The sequence below is a fragment of the Peribacillus frigoritolerans genome (assembly GCF_001636405.1).
GTDB classification, from domain to species: domain Bacteria; phylum Bacillota; class Bacilli; order Bacillales; family DSM-1321; genus Peribacillus; species Peribacillus frigoritolerans.
The window spans coordinates 305,631-321,142 of sequence record NZ_KV440950.1; the positions used below are offsets into that span (position 1 = coordinate 305,631).

Consider the following 15,512-nt stretch of genomic DNA (forward strand, 5'->3'; position numbering starts at 1 on the left):
TGATGAGCATGCAAATCAAAATGCACAATATTTATAAAGCATTTGGTCAAAACAAGGTATTGGAAGGTGTTCATTTTTCTTTAGAGGCTGGGGAAGTACATGCACTAATGGGGGAGAATGGAGCAGGGAAATCAACCTTGATGAACATTTTGACCGGGCTGCATAAACAAGATCAAGGAACGATCGAGATTAACGGTAAAGAAACCTCCTTCAGGGATTCAAAGGAAGCCGAAGAGGCGGGAATGGCCTTTATCCGTCAGGAATTGAATATTTGGCCCGAAATGACCGTGCTGGAGAATCTATTTATCGGCAGGGAAATGGTGAATGCCTTCGGTGTCCTGAAGACGAAACAAATGAAAGCGCGTGCAAAGGAGATATTTAAAACACTCAATATTTCCCTTCCTTTTGATAAGGAAGCCGAATTCTGTTCTGTCGGTGAACAGCAAATGATTGAAATTGCCAAGGCGCTCATGACGGATGCCGAAGTCATCATCATGGACGAGCCCACAGCCGCTTTAACTGATAGGGAAATAGAGAAGCTCTTTGAAGTGATGAAGGGGCTTACCAAAAAGGGTGTATCGCTTGTTTATATTTCTCACCGAATGGAAGAAATATTCGCCATTTGTGACAGGATCACCGTAATGCGTGACGGAAAGACAGTCGATACGAAAAGAATTGCAGAAACAAATTTCGATGAAGTCGTTCAGAAAATGGTCGGGCGGGAGCTGGAGGACCGTTTTCCTAGTCGTGAATCGAATGCTGGCGACATAGTCCTTGATGTGAAAGGTTTAACCAGAAAGGGGCTTTTTGAAGATATCCATTTAGCGGTTCGGCAAGGTGAGATTGTCGGTGTAGCCGGATTGATGGGAGCAGGCAGAACGGAAATAATGCGCGCCCTTTTTGGTGTCGACCAAATAGACAGCGGTGAAATCACCATTGAAGGCAAGAAAGTTTCCATACGAAAACCAACGGATGCAGTTCGACACGGCCTGGCTTTCATTACGGAAAATCGTAAAGAAGAGGGATTGATCCTGGACTTTTCTGTAAGGGAAAATATCGGCTTGCCGAATCTCAAGAGTTTTGCTCCTAGCGGTATCGTGAAAACGGAAGATGAGATGAACTTTGCCGAAATGATGATTAAGCGCCTTCACGTAAAGACATCTTCTGCTGAAACGGTCATCGGCAACCTATCCGGAGGAAATCAACAGAAGGTGGTAATCGCCAAATGGATCGGCACTTCCCCTAAAGTATTAATTATGGATGAACCGACCCGGGGCATAGATGTTGGTGCAAAACGTGAAATTTACGAATTGATGAATGAATTGACGGAGCGAGGCATCGCCATCATCATGGTTTCCTCGGAACTTCCGGAAATAATTGGAATGAGCGATAGAATCCTTGTGGTTCACGAAGGTGAGATTGCTGGGGAATTGTTAAAGCAGGAAGCGACGCAAGAAAAAATTATGGCATTGGCGACAGGAGGGAACTAGGATGAAACTTGAGGCTACAGGGAAAAGCGGGATTTGGCAAAAATTTGGTCCGTTACTCGCCCTGGTACTTTTATTTATCGTAATAACCGTTTTAAATCCATCATTCATGGAACCGAATAATATTTTGAATTTATTGCGTCAAACCTCCATCAATGCACTTATTGCATTTGGAATGACCTTTATCATATTGACAGGCGGCATCGACTTATCCGTCGGTTCCATTTTGGCTCTATCCAGCGCACTCATGGCTGGTATGATGGTCTCGGGATTAGATCCGATTTTAGCAATATTGGTAGGCATTCTACTAGGTGCAATAATGGGTGTAATCAATGGGATACTCGTTTCAAAGGGTAAGATGGCCCCTTTCATCGTGACACTGGCCACCATGACGATTTTCCGGGGATTAACGCTTGTGTACACGGATGGAAAGCCGATTACTGGAATTGGCGATTCCGTTATGTTCCAGATGCTTGGGAGAGGTTACTTCCTGGGAGTGCCAGTACCGGCCGTTGTGATGATCATCGCTTTCATGATCCTATGGTTCCTGCTTCATAAAACATCCTTTGGCCGTAAAACATATGCCATCGGCGGAAATGAAAGGGCTTCCCGGATTTCGGGGATTAAAGTTGACCGGGTCAAGGTGGCCATATATGGTCTGGCCGGTACGATGGCGGCAATCGCCGGTGCCATTTTAACGTCGCGTCTGAATTCGGCACAGCCGACAGCAGGACAATCCTATGAAATGGATGCCATCGCAGCCGTGGTTCTGGGCGGAACGAGCCTTTCAGGCGGTAAAGGGCGGTTGTTCGGTACGCTGGTGGGTGTCCTGATCATCGGTACCTTGAATAACGGCATGAACTTACTTGGTGTATCCTCCTTCTACCAGCAAGTGGTAAAAGGTGCAGTTATATTAATCGCGGTCTTGCTTGACCGTAAAAAATCATAAGAAGAGGTGTAATCAATGAAAAAAATAGTATCGATCATCATGGTTCTTTCTTTAATGGTCTTGGCTGCCTGTTCAATGGATTCTGGTCTAACAGATGATAAAAAAGAAAAGAAAGACTCGATGAAAGACGTGAAAGTCGGGGTCAGCATCTCTACTTTAAACAACCCATTCTTCGTTTCCTTAAAAGATGGCATTGAAAAAAAGGCAAAAGAAAAGGGCATGAAAGTCACAGTTGTTGACGCCCAGGATGATACGGCAAAACAAATCAGCGGAATTGAAGATTTAATCCTTCAAAAGGTTGACGTCCTTCTTGTGAATCCAACTGACTCTGCGGCAATATCTTCAGCCGTTAAAGATGCAAATGATGCGGGCATTCCCGTTATCACGATTGACCGCTCTTCAGACGAAGGCGACATTGAAACGTTCATCGCTTCCGATAATGTGGCTGGCGGGGAAATGGCTGCAGAATATCTAGTTAAAGAGTTTGGCAAAAAAGCGAAAGTAGTGGAACTTGAAGGGGTATCCGGAGCATCTGCAACTCGTGAACGCGGGAAAGGTTTCCACAATATTGCGGACAAGCAGTTAGAGGTCCTGACAAGTCAAACGGCGGAATTCGACCGGACAAAAGGGCTTAACGTAATGGAAAATATCCTGCAAGGCAATAAAGACATCCAAGCGGTATTCGCCCATAATGATGAAATGGCACTAGGAGCCATTGAAGCAATCAAGGCGGCAGGCAAAGACATCATCGTCGTTGGCTTTGACGGAAATGATGATGCATTGAAAGCAGTTGAAAGCGGTGAACTAAAAGCTACAATCGCCCAACAACCGGCACTTATCGGTGAAGAAGCGGTTAATGCGTCTGAAAAGATCTTAAAAGGCGACAAAGTGGATGACACAATATCCGTTCCATTGAAATTGGTCACCAAAGAGTGATTGTCTCCCAAACAAAAAGAGTGCCGGAAATCTTCCGGCACTCTTTTTGTAGTGAGAAAGAAATGTTTTGATCTCATTGATGTGATCATAGTGTGGATATTCAGCTTGAAATGATATCAATAAGAGGAGATAGAAAAGTAGTTCATTTTTTTAGGCGGCCCTGTGTCGGAACCGCCCATTACATCCATTGATTGCTAGAGTACACCTTGAGTCAGCATCGCATCCGCCACTTTAAGGAATCCGGCAATATTGGCCCCGACAACTAAATTGCCAGGCGCACCATATGCTTCGGCGGCCTCTATGCTGTTTTTATAGATATTTTTCATGATCTCATGCAGCTTGGCATCGACTTCTTCGAAAGTCCAAGGCATCCTGGCACTGTTTTGGGCCATTTCGAGTGCAGACACGGCTACGCCGCCTGCATTGGCTGCTTTTGCTGGTCCAAAAAGGATGCCGTTATTAAGGAATACATCAATGGCCTCAAGGGTCGAAGGCATATTAGCGCCCTCACCGACTGCCTTCACATTATTTTTGACCAGTAATTTTGCTGCTTCTTCATCGATTTCATTTTGTGTGGCACAAGGCAGTGCGATGTCGCATGGTACAGACCAGATGCCGTAGCTTCCTTCATGGTATACAGCCTCCGGGTGCGCATCGACATACTCGCTTAAACGTTTTCGTTCCACTTCTTTTAGACGTCTAACTGTATCAAGATTCAGGCCATTTTCATCATATATGTAGCCATTGGAGTCGCTGCATGCAACAACTTTAGCGCCTAGCTGTGTAGCTTTTTCAATGGCATAAATGGATACATTGCCAGACCCTGAGATAACGACAGTGCTGCCATGGAATTGTAACCCTTTGTCTTTTAACATTTCTTTGACAAAGTAAACCGTTCCATATCCAGTCGCCTCTGTACGGGCCAAGCTTCCGCCGTAACTTATGCCTTTACCGGTTAAAACACCTGCATGGTAGCTGCCTTGCATCTTTTTATACTGACCGAACAAGTAACCGATCTCCCTTGCACCGACTCCGATATCACCAGCCGGTACGTCTGTATCAGGGCCGATATAACGAGATAGTTCCGACATGAAGCTTTGGCAAAAACGCATGATTTCCGCATCCGATTTTCCTTTTGGATCGAAGTCCGACCCGCCTTTACCCCCACCGATCGGCTGGCCAGTAAGCGAGTTTTTAAAGATTTGCTCGAAACCAAGAAACTTTATGATGCTGGAATTGACAGTGGGGTGGAAACGGAGACCGCCTTTGAATGGTCCGATTGCACTGTTGAATTGCACACGAAAACCACGGTTGACTTGAACATTTCCCAGGTCATCAACCCAAGAGACACGGAAGGTGATCATTCTTTCGGGTTCTACCAGCCTCTCCAATATCCCGCTTTTCATATATTCTGGATGTTTTGCAAAAACCGGGACCAATGAAAGGAATATCTCCTTTACGGCTTGATGGAATTCACTTTCGTGAGGATTACGTTCCTTTACCTGTGCGTATACTTGACTTACGAACTCTCTGGCAACCTGCAATTCCTCATGTTCGACTTCCTGTGAAGTGGTCATTATTTTCTCTCCTTTAGTTAAAGTCATAAAATATTAAATAGGGTAAGTCTATCGGTTTTTATATGATACTTTCATGATATAATTTAAGAATGAAACGAACAATCTGAATATTAGATAAATAACATGCTGTTTTGATATGAAAGAGGGAGCTTAGATTGGAATTAAGGCAAATTGAATATTTCATTGAAGTGGCAAAGCGTGAACATATGACGGAAGCAGCAGTGGATTTGCATGTTGCCCAGTCTGCTGTCAGCCGCCAAATATACAATTTAGAAGAAGAGCTGGGTGTGCCCTTATTTATCAGGGAAGGCCGAAAGATTAGATTGACGCCTATAGGCCATACATTTTTATCTCATATGGAACAAGCTATGGATATAATCAATCGTGCCAAGCGTGAGATGGCCGAAAGTCTGGATCCTGAAAAAGGGACAATCCGCATTGGCTTTCCCAGCAGTTTGGCTTCTTATGTATTGCCAAGGGTCATTTCCGACTTCAGGGAAAGTTACCCCCAGGCGAAATTCACATTGAAACAAGGTTCCTATCGCTACCTGATAGATTCTGTGATTAAAGGAAACATTAACATGGCCTTGATTGGCCCCCTGCCGGTGAATGAAAAGAAAATCAAAGGGGAAACGCTGTTTATTGAGAACTTAGTTGCCCTTCTGCCAGAAAGCCATCCTTTGGCCCTGAAGAAATCACTATCCTTGAATGAGCTTCAAGGAAATCCGTTCATCTTATCTCCAAAGGGTTATGTTTTACGGGATCTCGTTATGAAAGCTTGCAAATTGCATGGCTTTGAACCGGAAGTGGCATTTGAAGGGAAAGATACTGATGCCATAAAAGGCCTGGTGGCGGCAGGTCTGGGTATAACCTTGATACCTGAGATTTCCTTGATCGATAGCTTGCCGCGTTTTACGGTTAAACTGCCGCTGGAGAATCCATCCGTAACCAGGGCTGTAGGGGTCATCGTTCCGACTGATAGGGAACTGATGCCAACGGAGAAGTTGTTTTACCAATACTTGAAGGACACTTTTGCCAAATTGGAAGGATTTCAAAAATAGGATGATATCTATTAGAAAAGTCATAAGCTAATGAGAGAATCCTTATCGGATTCTTTTTTTTGTGGCAAATGTACCTAAGCATTCCATGTAGGCATCCTAAAAAGGGGATAACTTATTTTGAAATAATGAATTATTGATTTTTATTGAATAGTAATGTGTTAAATCTTTATTTTTGAAAGCGCTTTTATTTTTTTAGAATAAAAATATCACTTACATTATCAGAAAATTCATGTTATTATACGAACAGACATTAACAGACATTCAGGTAATGGTACGATATACTTAATGGGCTTTTTACATGAAGACCTTTATTTTTTTGGTTTTCCTAAATTGAATATTCTGATAATTGATAAGGAGTGGAGATAAAGTGAGCAGGAAAGAATACATCAGCGATCGAATGTACAAGGCATCAACAGGGATAGCCAACGCTGTTTTGGTTACATTAGGGATCGGGTTATTGTTTGAATCCATAGGGGGATATTTAGGTTGGGAGGTCTTTCTGGCAATAGGCGGGGCCGCGAAGGTCTTGCTGGCACCAGCTTTAGGAGCAGGAATCGCCTATCAGCTAGGAGGAAATTCATTAATTATCTTTAGCGCCATGGCTTCAAGTGCTGTTGGAGGTGCTGCCATTCACAAAACGGCTGAGGGTGCCTTCACGATTGTTACGGGTCAACCGCTAAGTGCTGTCTTGGCAGCGGTGATTGCAACATATATAGGTAAGCGACTAATCGGCAAAACGAAGTTGGACATCATGGCCATCCCGATGGGAGCCGTTCTTGTCGGTGGAGTTTCGGGATATGGCCTGGCTCTTGTTACCACTCCGCTCCTAACATGGATAAGCAGTCAAACCACCGCTGCGGTCGAGGGTTCCCCATTAATCGGTTCCATGGTCATAGCCTTGGTATGGAGCATTTTATTGATGACACCGGCGTCTTCCGCCGCATTGGCGATCGCCCTGCAATTGGATCCTGTTTCCAGTGCTGCAGCCCTAATCGGATGTACGGTTCAGTTTGTCGGGTTCACTGTCATGTCTTATAAAGATAATGATATGGGCGGGTTCCTGGCACAGATGGTCGTTACGCCAAAAGTTCAATTTCCTAACCTGATCAAAAAACCATTATATGTAGTTCCGCCTTTTGTGGCGGCAATCATCTGTGCGCCTATCGCTACCTTGGCATTCGATTTTCAAGTGCCGTATGAGCTTGGAGGCATGGGGTTAAGTTCAATGATTGCCCCGATTGCCATCATAACAGGTCAGGGGCTATACACGTTCTTGGTTTATGTGGCAGTGGGGATGGTATTGCCAGCTGTGATCACGCTTGCCTTACATCGCGTATTGAAGATGATGGGTAAAGTTAAGCCAGGCGATCTTCATTTGGAAGTTTCATAATCAAATTTTTCTTGGAAACCAGCCTGGTTAAGGAACCGGGCTGGTTTTTATTTATAAGGGGATTAGGGTAAAATGGGGAGGAAAGCATTTGCAAAGATAGGATGATATAGATGGGAAAAGAAATCGATATAAAAGTGAAAGCTAAGTTCGTGAGTAAAATCAGCAAGGGTTTTCCCTTGATTGTTAAAGAGTCGATAGCCAATCTTAATGACCTTCAGGAAGAGGGGTCATTGGTGCGCTTGGTGGATGAGAACAACCGCTTTGTGGCAAAAGGATATTATGGCATACAGAATAAGGGCTATGGCTGGATATTGACCCGAAGAGAGAATGAAAAGATCGATCAATCCTTCTTTAACGGAAAAATCCAGGCTGCATATGAATTCCGAAAGTCTTTTTTTGAAGATGGGGAGACTTCTGCTTTCCGCTTGTTTAATGGGGAAGGTGATGGAATTGGCGGTTTAATCATTGATCATTATGATGGCCATTATGTCATTAGCTGGTATAGCAAAGGAATATATTCCTTTAAGGACTACATCATTAAGGCATTGCAGGAAACGGTCGAGGTCAAATCGATTTATCAGAAGAAACGCTTTGATACAAAGGGACAGTACGTGGAGGAAGACGATTTTGTCATGGGCGAACAGCCGGAATTTCCGCTTCTTGTAAAGGAAAATGGAGTCCATTTTGCTGTTTATCTGAATGATGGCGCAATGGTCGGTGTCTTCCTTGATCAACGCGATGTCAGAAGGAAAATCCGCGATGAATACGCAAAAGGGAAAACGGTTTTGAATATGTTCTCCTATACGGGGGCATTCTCCGTGTTTGCCGCTTTAGGCGGTGCTGTTAAAACAACGAGTGTCGACCTGGCGAATCGAAGTTTACCAAAGACGATCGAGCAGTTCAGTGTGAATGGGATAGATCCTGAAGCTCACAATATCGTGGTGATGGATGTTTTCAAGTATTTTAAATATGCGGTGAAGAAAGCCTTGAAATTTGAAATGGTCATCCTTGATCCGCCTAGCTTTGCCAAATCGAAGAAGTTTACTTTCAGTGCCGGAAAAGACTATACGAATCTACTGAAGGATACCATTTCCATTACTGAAGACAACGGGGTCATTATCGCCTCGACTAATTGCAGTACGTTCGACATGAAAAAATTCAAGAACTTCATTGATGTTGCTTTCAGGGAAATGAATGGAAAGTATGAGATCATGGAACAATTCTCATTGCCGGCTGATTTTAAAACAATTCCTGAGTATAAGGAAGGGAATTATTTAAAAGTAGTCTTCATTAAGAAAATTAAAGGATAAGAAAAGGCGTCCACAGTTCAAGCAGAACTGTGAATGCCTTTTTTATAATGTAAATGTTTCATGTGGAACGATTGGACATTAGATTCACTGGATAGGCCGTTCACTTTCCAAACCTCTCGATACATGAAAGGAAGGTTTCCTACGAATGCTGTTAGCGATGCAAAACTGGGCTGCATAGTAGGTAAGCATGATCAGTGGACCTGAAAAGGCAACATCATCGATAAACTTGTTCCAAGATAAAATGGAGTCGGAAATCATGAAGAGGAGCCCGCCGATGATTGCGGCCGCATTTCCGGTCATGAATGCTGCCCAGCCCATAAGGGAGATGACCGTTACATAGCAAATCACAGGGATGATGAGGTTATGTTCACCTTTTTCGATTAACGAAGGTACAATTTCACGGCTAATCCAAGTGGAGTAAATGCTAATCGGAAGAATCGTCGCAAATCGGAGCCATGAAAAGTTCCATCGTCCAAAGAATGCCGAAATATAGAAAAGGTGGCCGATCAAGAAGGCGGAAAGCCCGATGACGAACCAAATCAATAAACCATCTCCAAGCATGCAAAAGAATAAACCAAGAAGGATTAAGGATTGGTAAAGACCCCGTCTTCCTACATTAGTGCGGGCGTAGAGCAGAATCAATAACATAGGGAGTACCTTGAACAGTATTTTGATGATCAAAGGCTCTTCCGGTATAAGAAAAATATAGGATAGTCCCGTGATAAGGATTGCCGCAGGTAAGCATTTCATTAACATTACATCCCCTCCTTCAATCTTTAATTCTATTCAAGGGGAAGGAACCCCTTGTCAATGAAAGAACTGTTTGAAGGAAAGTCGTGAAAATGAAAAAACTGACCCCTGTTTTAACCAGGGGCCAGTCAGTCATAAGAATCATACGGCTGAGTTTTCTTTAACGAAAGCTTGTTTTAACCAGTTTTTCCCCTCAACAAGCCTTGTGACAAGCATGGCACAAACCGTGTTTCCTGTTGAGTTAAGCAATGTAGCGGGAGCATCGATGATCGTGGATATAACGGCAATGATAGGCAGGACTTCCACAGGGAAGCCGAATACGCTAAGAATCAACATTTCCCCAATCATGCCTCCCCCAGGAATGGCACCCATAACAGCTCCAACCAAAAAGGCAACAGCAAGTATACTTAAAATGCTTGAAATGCTTGTCATATCCTTTCCAAATAAGCTGAATAGGAAAACGATTTTCAATACACCGCCGAATACCGAACCATCTTTATGAGTGTTGGCTCCGAGTGGGATGACAGTCTCCGCTATATCCTTAGGCACGCCCATTTTCTTGACTGATTCCAGATTGACTGGAATGGACGCGGCACTTGAACAAGTTGCGATCGCTGTAATGGAGGGTGTCAGGGCATTTTTCCAAAATAGTTTAACTCCATCTTTCCCGCCGGCGATAAAGGCATACAAAGTGAAGAAGCCAAAATAATAAATCAAGGCCAAGACTAGATAAAGAATGAAAGTGCGAGCATAGCCTTCTAAAATCTGCGGCCCAAGCTGCCCGATAATCGCCGCAAAATAAGCACCAAGTCCAATTGGCGCATAGTACATGACGATTTTGACGACCTTCATCATGACAGCTGTACCTGCTGTCAAAAATTCAGTAATCGGTCTTGCTTTCTCACCGACCAGTGCAGTGGAAAGTCCGATTAATACTGAGAAAACGATAAGCTGAAGCATATTGCTTCTGGAGAACAGTTCTGGAAAGTCGGAAACGGTTACAGTGCTGACCAGTTGACTGAAGAAAGAAACTTCTTCGATGGCCTCTTCAGGGGAACTATTTTCCATCAGTTCTTTAATGGCTGTCGTATCTGTGCCCTCCAACGGATTGACGATGGTTGTCCCAATAAATCCAATGACGGCAGCTAAAGCGGCTGTTGTCAGGAAAACGAGAACGATACTTCCCATGATTTTTCCGAGACGCTTCATTCCGCTCATATTGGCAATCGCTGAAGCTATGCTGAAAAATACCAATGGCACGATGATCGTGAACATCAGATTTAAGAATAAGTCCCCTAGCGGCTGTATGACCGAGGTTTTCTCCCCGAAAACCACGCCCGCTATCCCACCGATAATGATCGCAGTGAGCAGTATTAAAGAGGATCGATAGTTTTTGATAAAGCTCTTCATTTAAATTCAGTCCTTTCAGGATGAAGATATCAATAAAAATATACTTCATTATCAACTCTAAAATCGGGTTTGACAATATTTTTTTATAGGAAGGAATGTTAAAAGAATAAAGGCAATAAATAATAATGGGGGATGGATGGTGAAAATATCGAGAAGGAGGGATAGAATGGCATTTGTTGAGGTGGAAGAAGGCGTTCGGTTATTTTATGAAGAAAAGGGCCAGGGGAGACCGATTATCTTTATCCATGGTGTGTGGATGAGCAGTCGGTTCTTTAAAAGTCAGCTGCCGTACTTTTCAGGAAAATATAGAACGATATTGCTTGATTTAAGAAGTCATGGCCAGTCAAATCATGTACATTACGGAAATACGGTCTCCGTTTATGCAAAAGATCTTCATGCGTTCATAGGTGAACTGGGATTAAAGGATGTCATACTTGTAGGCTGGTCGATGGGGGCATTTGTCGTTTGGGATTATCTTAAGCAATTCGGTGAGGGAAATATTCATTCAACTGTGATCGTGGATGAATTGGCCTCTGATTTTAAGTGGCCCGATTTTCATATCGGTGCATTTGATATGGAAACGTTGATTGCCTTCATGACAGAAATTCAAACGAATCGTACCCCGTTTCTGCAAAAATTCCTTGCTTCCATGTTCAACAATGAATTATCTGCAGAGGATGCAGGCTGGATGCTTGGGGAAGTGACCAGAATGCCGGAATCCATTGCTGGCAGCATTCTATTTGACCAATCGATTGTGGACTATCGTGACTTCTTGCCAGCAATCAATGTACCTACACTTCTCTGTTTTGGAAGGCATGAAAAAGTCATTCCTGTAGCAGCTGGGGAACATTTGCATAAAAACATTCCGAATTCCAAACTAGTAATCTTTGAAGATAGTTGCCATTGTCCGTTCATGGAAGAAAGCGATTTGTTTAATGAAACCGTGAATTGCTTCATTCAAAAGGGAGTATAGTCATACAGGATAGGAAAAGGGGGATGCAGTGACCGTGTCTGCACTCCTTTTAATTATGGATATAATTGAATTTTCTTCTAACTAAATGGTTTCGGCATGGAATAAGGGGAATACTGGTATTAGAAGATAGTAGTGAAAGGTTAATGGAATTGATAAATTAAATAGGTAATATTTATATATCCTTTTCATAGGAATTGGGCTATTATGAGGTGGATTTAAATTGGTGTGATCATTTATCTGTTATTGAGCGAAACTCATGCAGGAAGTAATGGAGAGGATAAAATGGATGATCGTTTACCATACAATGAAATTATAGATGTATGTTTACTTGCGGGGAAAATCATGCTTCAGAACGGAGCGGAAACATCAAGGGTGGAAGATACGATGGTTAGAATCGCTGCAGCGTTTGGGTGCGGTGAATCACACAGTTTTTCAACCCCTACAGGAATTATTTTTTCGCTGGATGGCATGCACCCAGCTTCAAAATTGATCCGGGTTTCCCAACGATCTACAGATTTACATAAGGTAACGCTGGTTAACAGTATATCCCGAAGCATTTCCAACAAGGAAATGTCACCTGAGGAAGCATATATACGGTTAAAACAAATCGAAAAGGCCGGGATGGGGTATCCCATGTGGGTGCAGGTCTTTGCTGCATTTATAGCGAGCGGCTGCTTTTTAATCATGTTCCAAGGACAGTGGAGTGATTTCATCTGGTCCTGCATAGCTGGAGCAATGGGATTCTCATGCCTGCTTTATTTGCACTGGTTACTGGAAGTCCGTTTTTTTGCTGAATTCATCGCCTCTTTAGTCGTAGGATTAGTAGCTATGTTCTTTGTCCAGATTGGAGTAGGGAGTAATTTGGACACGATAATCATCGGAGCGGTGATGCCGCTTGTGCCAGGGCTATTAATAACGAATGCAGCCAGGGATTTAATTGCAGGGCATTTGGTTTCGGGTCTATCCAAGGGTGCTGATGCAGGTTTGACTGCTTTAGCCATTGGGGCAGGAATATCGGCCGCGTTTGTTTTCTTATGATTTTAGGGGAGGAAGAATGATGATTGCACAGCTTATTACAAGTTTCATTGCCTCAGCCGCCTTTGGTGTCATCTTCAATGTACCAAAGAATTCATTGTTTCAATGTGGTTTCGTAGGGATGTTGGGGTGGATCTTATACTTTGCTCTGGTTGAAAATGAGATAAACAGCATCATTGCAACATTAGCGTCTGCATTTATCGTTGCGGTCATCAGCCAGTATTTCGCTAAAAGGTATAAAACGCCGATCACGATTTTTAATGTATCGGGAATCATCCCCCTCGTCCCTGGAGGTTTATCGTATGATGCGATGAAGCACTTTGTCGGAAATGATTTTTATGTCGCCGTTCAGCTGGCAGCCAAAGTTTTCATGCTGGCTGGTGCCATTGCGATGGGACTGATCTTTGCAGAAGTCATGAACCAGTTAGTAACTAAGTACAATAGAAGGAAGGTAAGATTGAGAAGTTAACGGGAATCTTCCTGATGAGTATGTTCTGAATAAAGAGAAAGGAGAGCAGGCCGAAGCCTGCTCTCCTTTCTCTTTTTGATATTTTAAAATAATAATGAATCTAGTTTATATAGGATCTTTCATCCCAGTGTTGGCAGTAACCAAAATTTCGTCGAATTTTTTGGCATCAGCTTTCTTGCTTGACAGAAGTGTTCCGGCGATGGCTGCGATAAAACCAATCGGGATGGAGATGATGCCTGGGTTGGCAAGTGGGAATAATGGTTCCCCAACGAATATTGCCGCTCCCTCCACCGGAGACCAGACATTGGGACTTAGGAATACAAGCAATAAAGAACTGACCAGTCCAACTAACATGCCTGTTACAGCCCCAGTCGTGTTAAAACGTTTCCAGAATACCGTAAAGACAATGATGGGCAGATTGGCACTGGCAGCGACGGCAAAGGCGAGTGAAACAAGGAAGGCGACATTCATGTTTTGGGCAAATAAGGCCAGGATGATGGAAAGGATGGATACTCCGATGGATGCCCAACGAGCAGCAACGACTTGTTCTTTGTCGGTGGCTTGACCTTTCCGGATGATGTGGCCATAGAAGTCATGGGCAAAAGCAGATGCTGCCGATAGAACGAGACCTGCCACAACCGCTAAAATGGTAGCGAAAGCAACTGCAGAGACAAAGGCGAACAGGAAGTCTCCCCCAATGGCTTCTGCAAGCAGCGGAGCAGCCATATTGCCAGCCGCATTCGCGGCTATGATCTTGTCATAACCAACAAAGGCTGCCGCTCCAAAGCCGAGGAAAATGGTCATTATATAAAAGATGCCAATGATCCAAGTGGCATATACCACGGACTTTCGGGCTGTGATGGCGTCTTTCACCGTAAAGAAACGGATGAGAATGTGAGGTAGTCCAGCCGTACCGAGTACAAGCGCTAAATTAAGGGATAATGTATCCAAAGGATCCTTGAATTTATTACCGGGGTTAAGGAAATCCCCGCCCAAAGGGGTGGCTGTTTTCATCTGCCTGAACATCTCGACCACGCTAAAGTCGAATTTCGCCAACACGATGATCGAGATGATGAATGTACCTGCCATCAATAAAACGGCTTTAACGATTTGGACCCAACTGGTGGCCGTCATACCGCCGAATACGACGTATACGGTCATTAAAATACCTACAATGATGACGGAGTAAAGATAATCAATTCCAAGTAAGAGTTTTATAAGGGCACCTGCACCGACTAATTGGGCGATCATATAAAAGGTTGAAATCGAAATGGTGTTAAGGGCAGCAACACCGCGTACTTTCTTTTCATTGAAACGGGCAGCGATCATGTCCGCCAATGTGTACTTGCCGAGGTTACGAAGCGGTTCGGCCACGATATAAAGAACGACCAGGTACGCAACCAGAAAACCTATGCTATAGAAAAAACCATCAAATCCAGAGAGTGCGACCATGCCGGCTATTCCCAAAAATGAGGCGGCGGACATATAATCTCCCGCAATGGCCCAGCCATTCTGCCAGCCAGTGAGGCTGCTGTCCGCCGTATAAAAGTCCGCGGTCGTTTTGGTGCGCCGTGAAGCAAAATAGGTAATGACCAATGTTAGTCCGACAATGATAAGAAATAATATAAAAGCAAGAATATTCATTGTGAATTCACCTTTTATCCTTTCGCTTCTTTAACGATTTTTTCTACTAATTGGTCAAATGTCGCAGCTTTTCTGGAATAGAGGATACATAAAGTCCAGGTCATGATAAATTGGGCGAAGGCAAAAATCCAGGCCCAGCTGATTGCCCCGAAAGCAATTGAGTTAAGAACTTTAGAATAGGAAGTTAGTATGGGTAGGGTGAAATAAAAGACCATGAAAAAGATGGATAGCGGGACGATGAAATTGCGTTTTTTCCTTAAGAGTTCTTGAAAAGATTGTGATTGGACGATCTTGGTGTAGTCCGTGGAAGCGCTTACCTCGGTTTCCTTAGCGATTGAATCGTTTGATGCCAAGTTGGTTCCCCCTTCATCATTATTGATTTGGTTTTCATTACCAATTTACGATAACAGTATCAGTATATATTTTTCAGAATATATTGTAAATTTAAATGCTGAAATTAAAGTTTTTTTCGTTCGACATAGTTTTTTCTTTTTACGCACAAGCAAAACCATTAAGGAAAA

14 protein-coding genes are annotated in these 15,512 nt (G+C 43.4%); 9 read left to right on the forward strand and 5 right to left on the reverse strand.

What is annotated here, in order from left to right; translation table 11 throughout:
- Positions 1 to 8: 8 nt before the first annotated feature.
- Genes A6755_RS01540 through rbsB form a run of 3 tightly spaced genes read left to right on the forward strand, consistent with a single transcriptional unit; the run spans position 9 to position 3,372 of the window.
- Positions 9 to 1,490 carry a sugar ABC transporter ATP-binding protein gene (locus tag A6755_RS01540; RefSeq protein ID WP_063589610.1) on the forward strand — a complete coding sequence of 494 codons (1,482 nt, stop codon included), beginning with the start codon at positions 9 to 11 and terminating at the stop codon, positions 1,488 to 1,490.
- Position 1,491: 1 nt separating this feature from the next.
- Positions 1,492 to 2,436, forward strand: coding sequence for an ABC transporter permease (locus A6755_RS01545; protein ID WP_034316083.1), 945 nt, complete (start codon positions 1,492 to 1,494; stop codon positions 2,434 to 2,436).
- Between the two features lie 15 nt (positions 2,437 to 2,451).
- Positions 2,452 to 3,372: a ribose ABC transporter substrate-binding protein RbsB gene (rbsB, locus tag A6755_RS01550; RefSeq protein WP_034316081.1), complete on the forward strand. Its 921-nt coding sequence runs from the start codon at positions 2,452 to 2,454 to the stop codon at positions 3,370 to 3,372.
- 194 nt (positions 3,373 to 3,566) lie between these two features.
- Here rbsB and gdhA read toward each other — a convergent pair whose 3' ends face one another.
- The gene (gene gdhA / locus A6755_RS01555; RefSeq protein ID WP_063589611.1) at positions 3,567 to 4,949 is read right to left on the reverse strand and encodes an NADP-specific glutamate dehydrogenase; all 1,383 of its coding nucleotides are present in this window, start codon (positions 4,947 to 4,949) and stop codon (positions 3,567 to 3,569) included.
- A gap of 155 nt (positions 4,950 to 5,104) precedes the next feature.
- Here gdhA and gltC point away from each other — a divergent pair, with 155 nt between their 5' ends.
- The 3 genes from gltC to A6755_RS01570 all read left to right on the forward strand — a co-directional run bounded on the left by gltC (position 5,105) and on the right by A6755_RS01570 (position 8,710).
- The gene (gltC, locus tag A6755_RS01560; protein WP_048685649.1) at positions 5,105 to 6,010 is read left to right on the forward strand and encodes a glutamate biosynthesis transcriptional regulator GltC; all 906 of its coding nucleotides are present in this window, start codon (positions 5,105 to 5,107) and stop codon (positions 6,008 to 6,010) included.
- Between the two features lie 397 nt (positions 6,011 to 6,407).
- Positions 6,408 to 7,400, forward strand: a complete 993-nt coding sequence (locus A6755_RS01565; protein WP_063577551.1) for a PTS sugar transporter subunit IIC — start codon at positions 6,408 to 6,410, stop codon at positions 7,398 to 7,400.
- A gap of 110 nt (positions 7,401 to 7,510) precedes the next feature.
- Positions 7,511 to 8,710 (forward strand): class I SAM-dependent rRNA methyltransferase, encoded by a 1,200-nt coding sequence (locus tag A6755_RS01570; RefSeq protein ID WP_063589612.1) that lies wholly within the window; start codon positions 7,511 to 7,513, stop codon positions 8,708 to 8,710.
- An 84-nt stretch (positions 8,711 to 8,794) separates the two neighbouring features.
- Here A6755_RS01570 and A6755_RS01575 read toward each other — a convergent pair whose 3' ends face one another.
- Entirely contained in the window at positions 8,795 to 9,466 is a 672-nt protein-coding gene (locus A6755_RS01575) for a lysoplasmalogenase (protein ID WP_063589613.1), read from the reverse strand.
- Positions 9,467 to 9,601: 135 nt separating this feature from the next.
- Complete coding sequence (locus tag A6755_RS01580) at positions 9,602 to 10,870, reverse strand: dicarboxylate/amino acid:cation symporter (RefSeq protein ID WP_063589614.1); 1,269 nt, start codon at positions 10,868 to 10,870, stop codon at positions 9,602 to 9,604.
- Between the two features lie 166 nt (positions 10,871 to 11,036).
- On the opposite strand from A6755_RS01580, the gene A6755_RS01585 reads away from it, so the two are divergent.
- The 3 genes from A6755_RS01585 (at position 11,037) to A6755_RS01595 (ending at position 13,347) form a co-directional block, all read left to right on the forward strand.
- Positions 11,037 to 11,843, forward strand: coding sequence for an alpha/beta fold hydrolase (locus tag A6755_RS01585; protein WP_063589615.1), 807 nt, complete (start codon positions 11,037 to 11,039; stop codon positions 11,841 to 11,843).
- A 282-nt stretch (positions 11,844 to 12,125) separates the two neighbouring features.
- Entirely contained in the window at positions 12,126 to 12,881 is a 756-nt protein-coding gene (locus A6755_RS01590; RefSeq protein WP_034316241.1) for a threonine/serine exporter family protein, read from the forward strand.
- 16 nt (positions 12,882 to 12,897) lie between these two features.
- A complete protein-coding gene (locus tag A6755_RS01595; protein ID WP_170956501.1) occupies positions 12,898 to 13,347 on the forward strand; it encodes a threonine/serine exporter family protein in 450 nt (149 codons plus the stop codon).
- Between the two features lie 105 nt (positions 13,348 to 13,452).
- Here A6755_RS01595 and A6755_RS01600 read toward each other — a convergent pair whose 3' ends face one another.
- Entirely contained in the window at positions 13,453 to 14,991 is a 1,539-nt protein-coding gene (locus A6755_RS01600; protein WP_063589617.1) for a solute symporter family protein, read from the reverse strand.
- Between the two features lie 14 nt (positions 14,992 to 15,005).
- Positions 15,006 to 15,344, reverse strand: a complete 339-nt coding sequence (locus A6755_RS01605) for a DUF485 domain-containing protein (protein WP_063589618.1) — start codon at positions 15,342 to 15,344, stop codon at positions 15,006 to 15,008.
- Between the last annotated feature and the right edge of the window lie 168 nt (positions 15,345 to 15,512).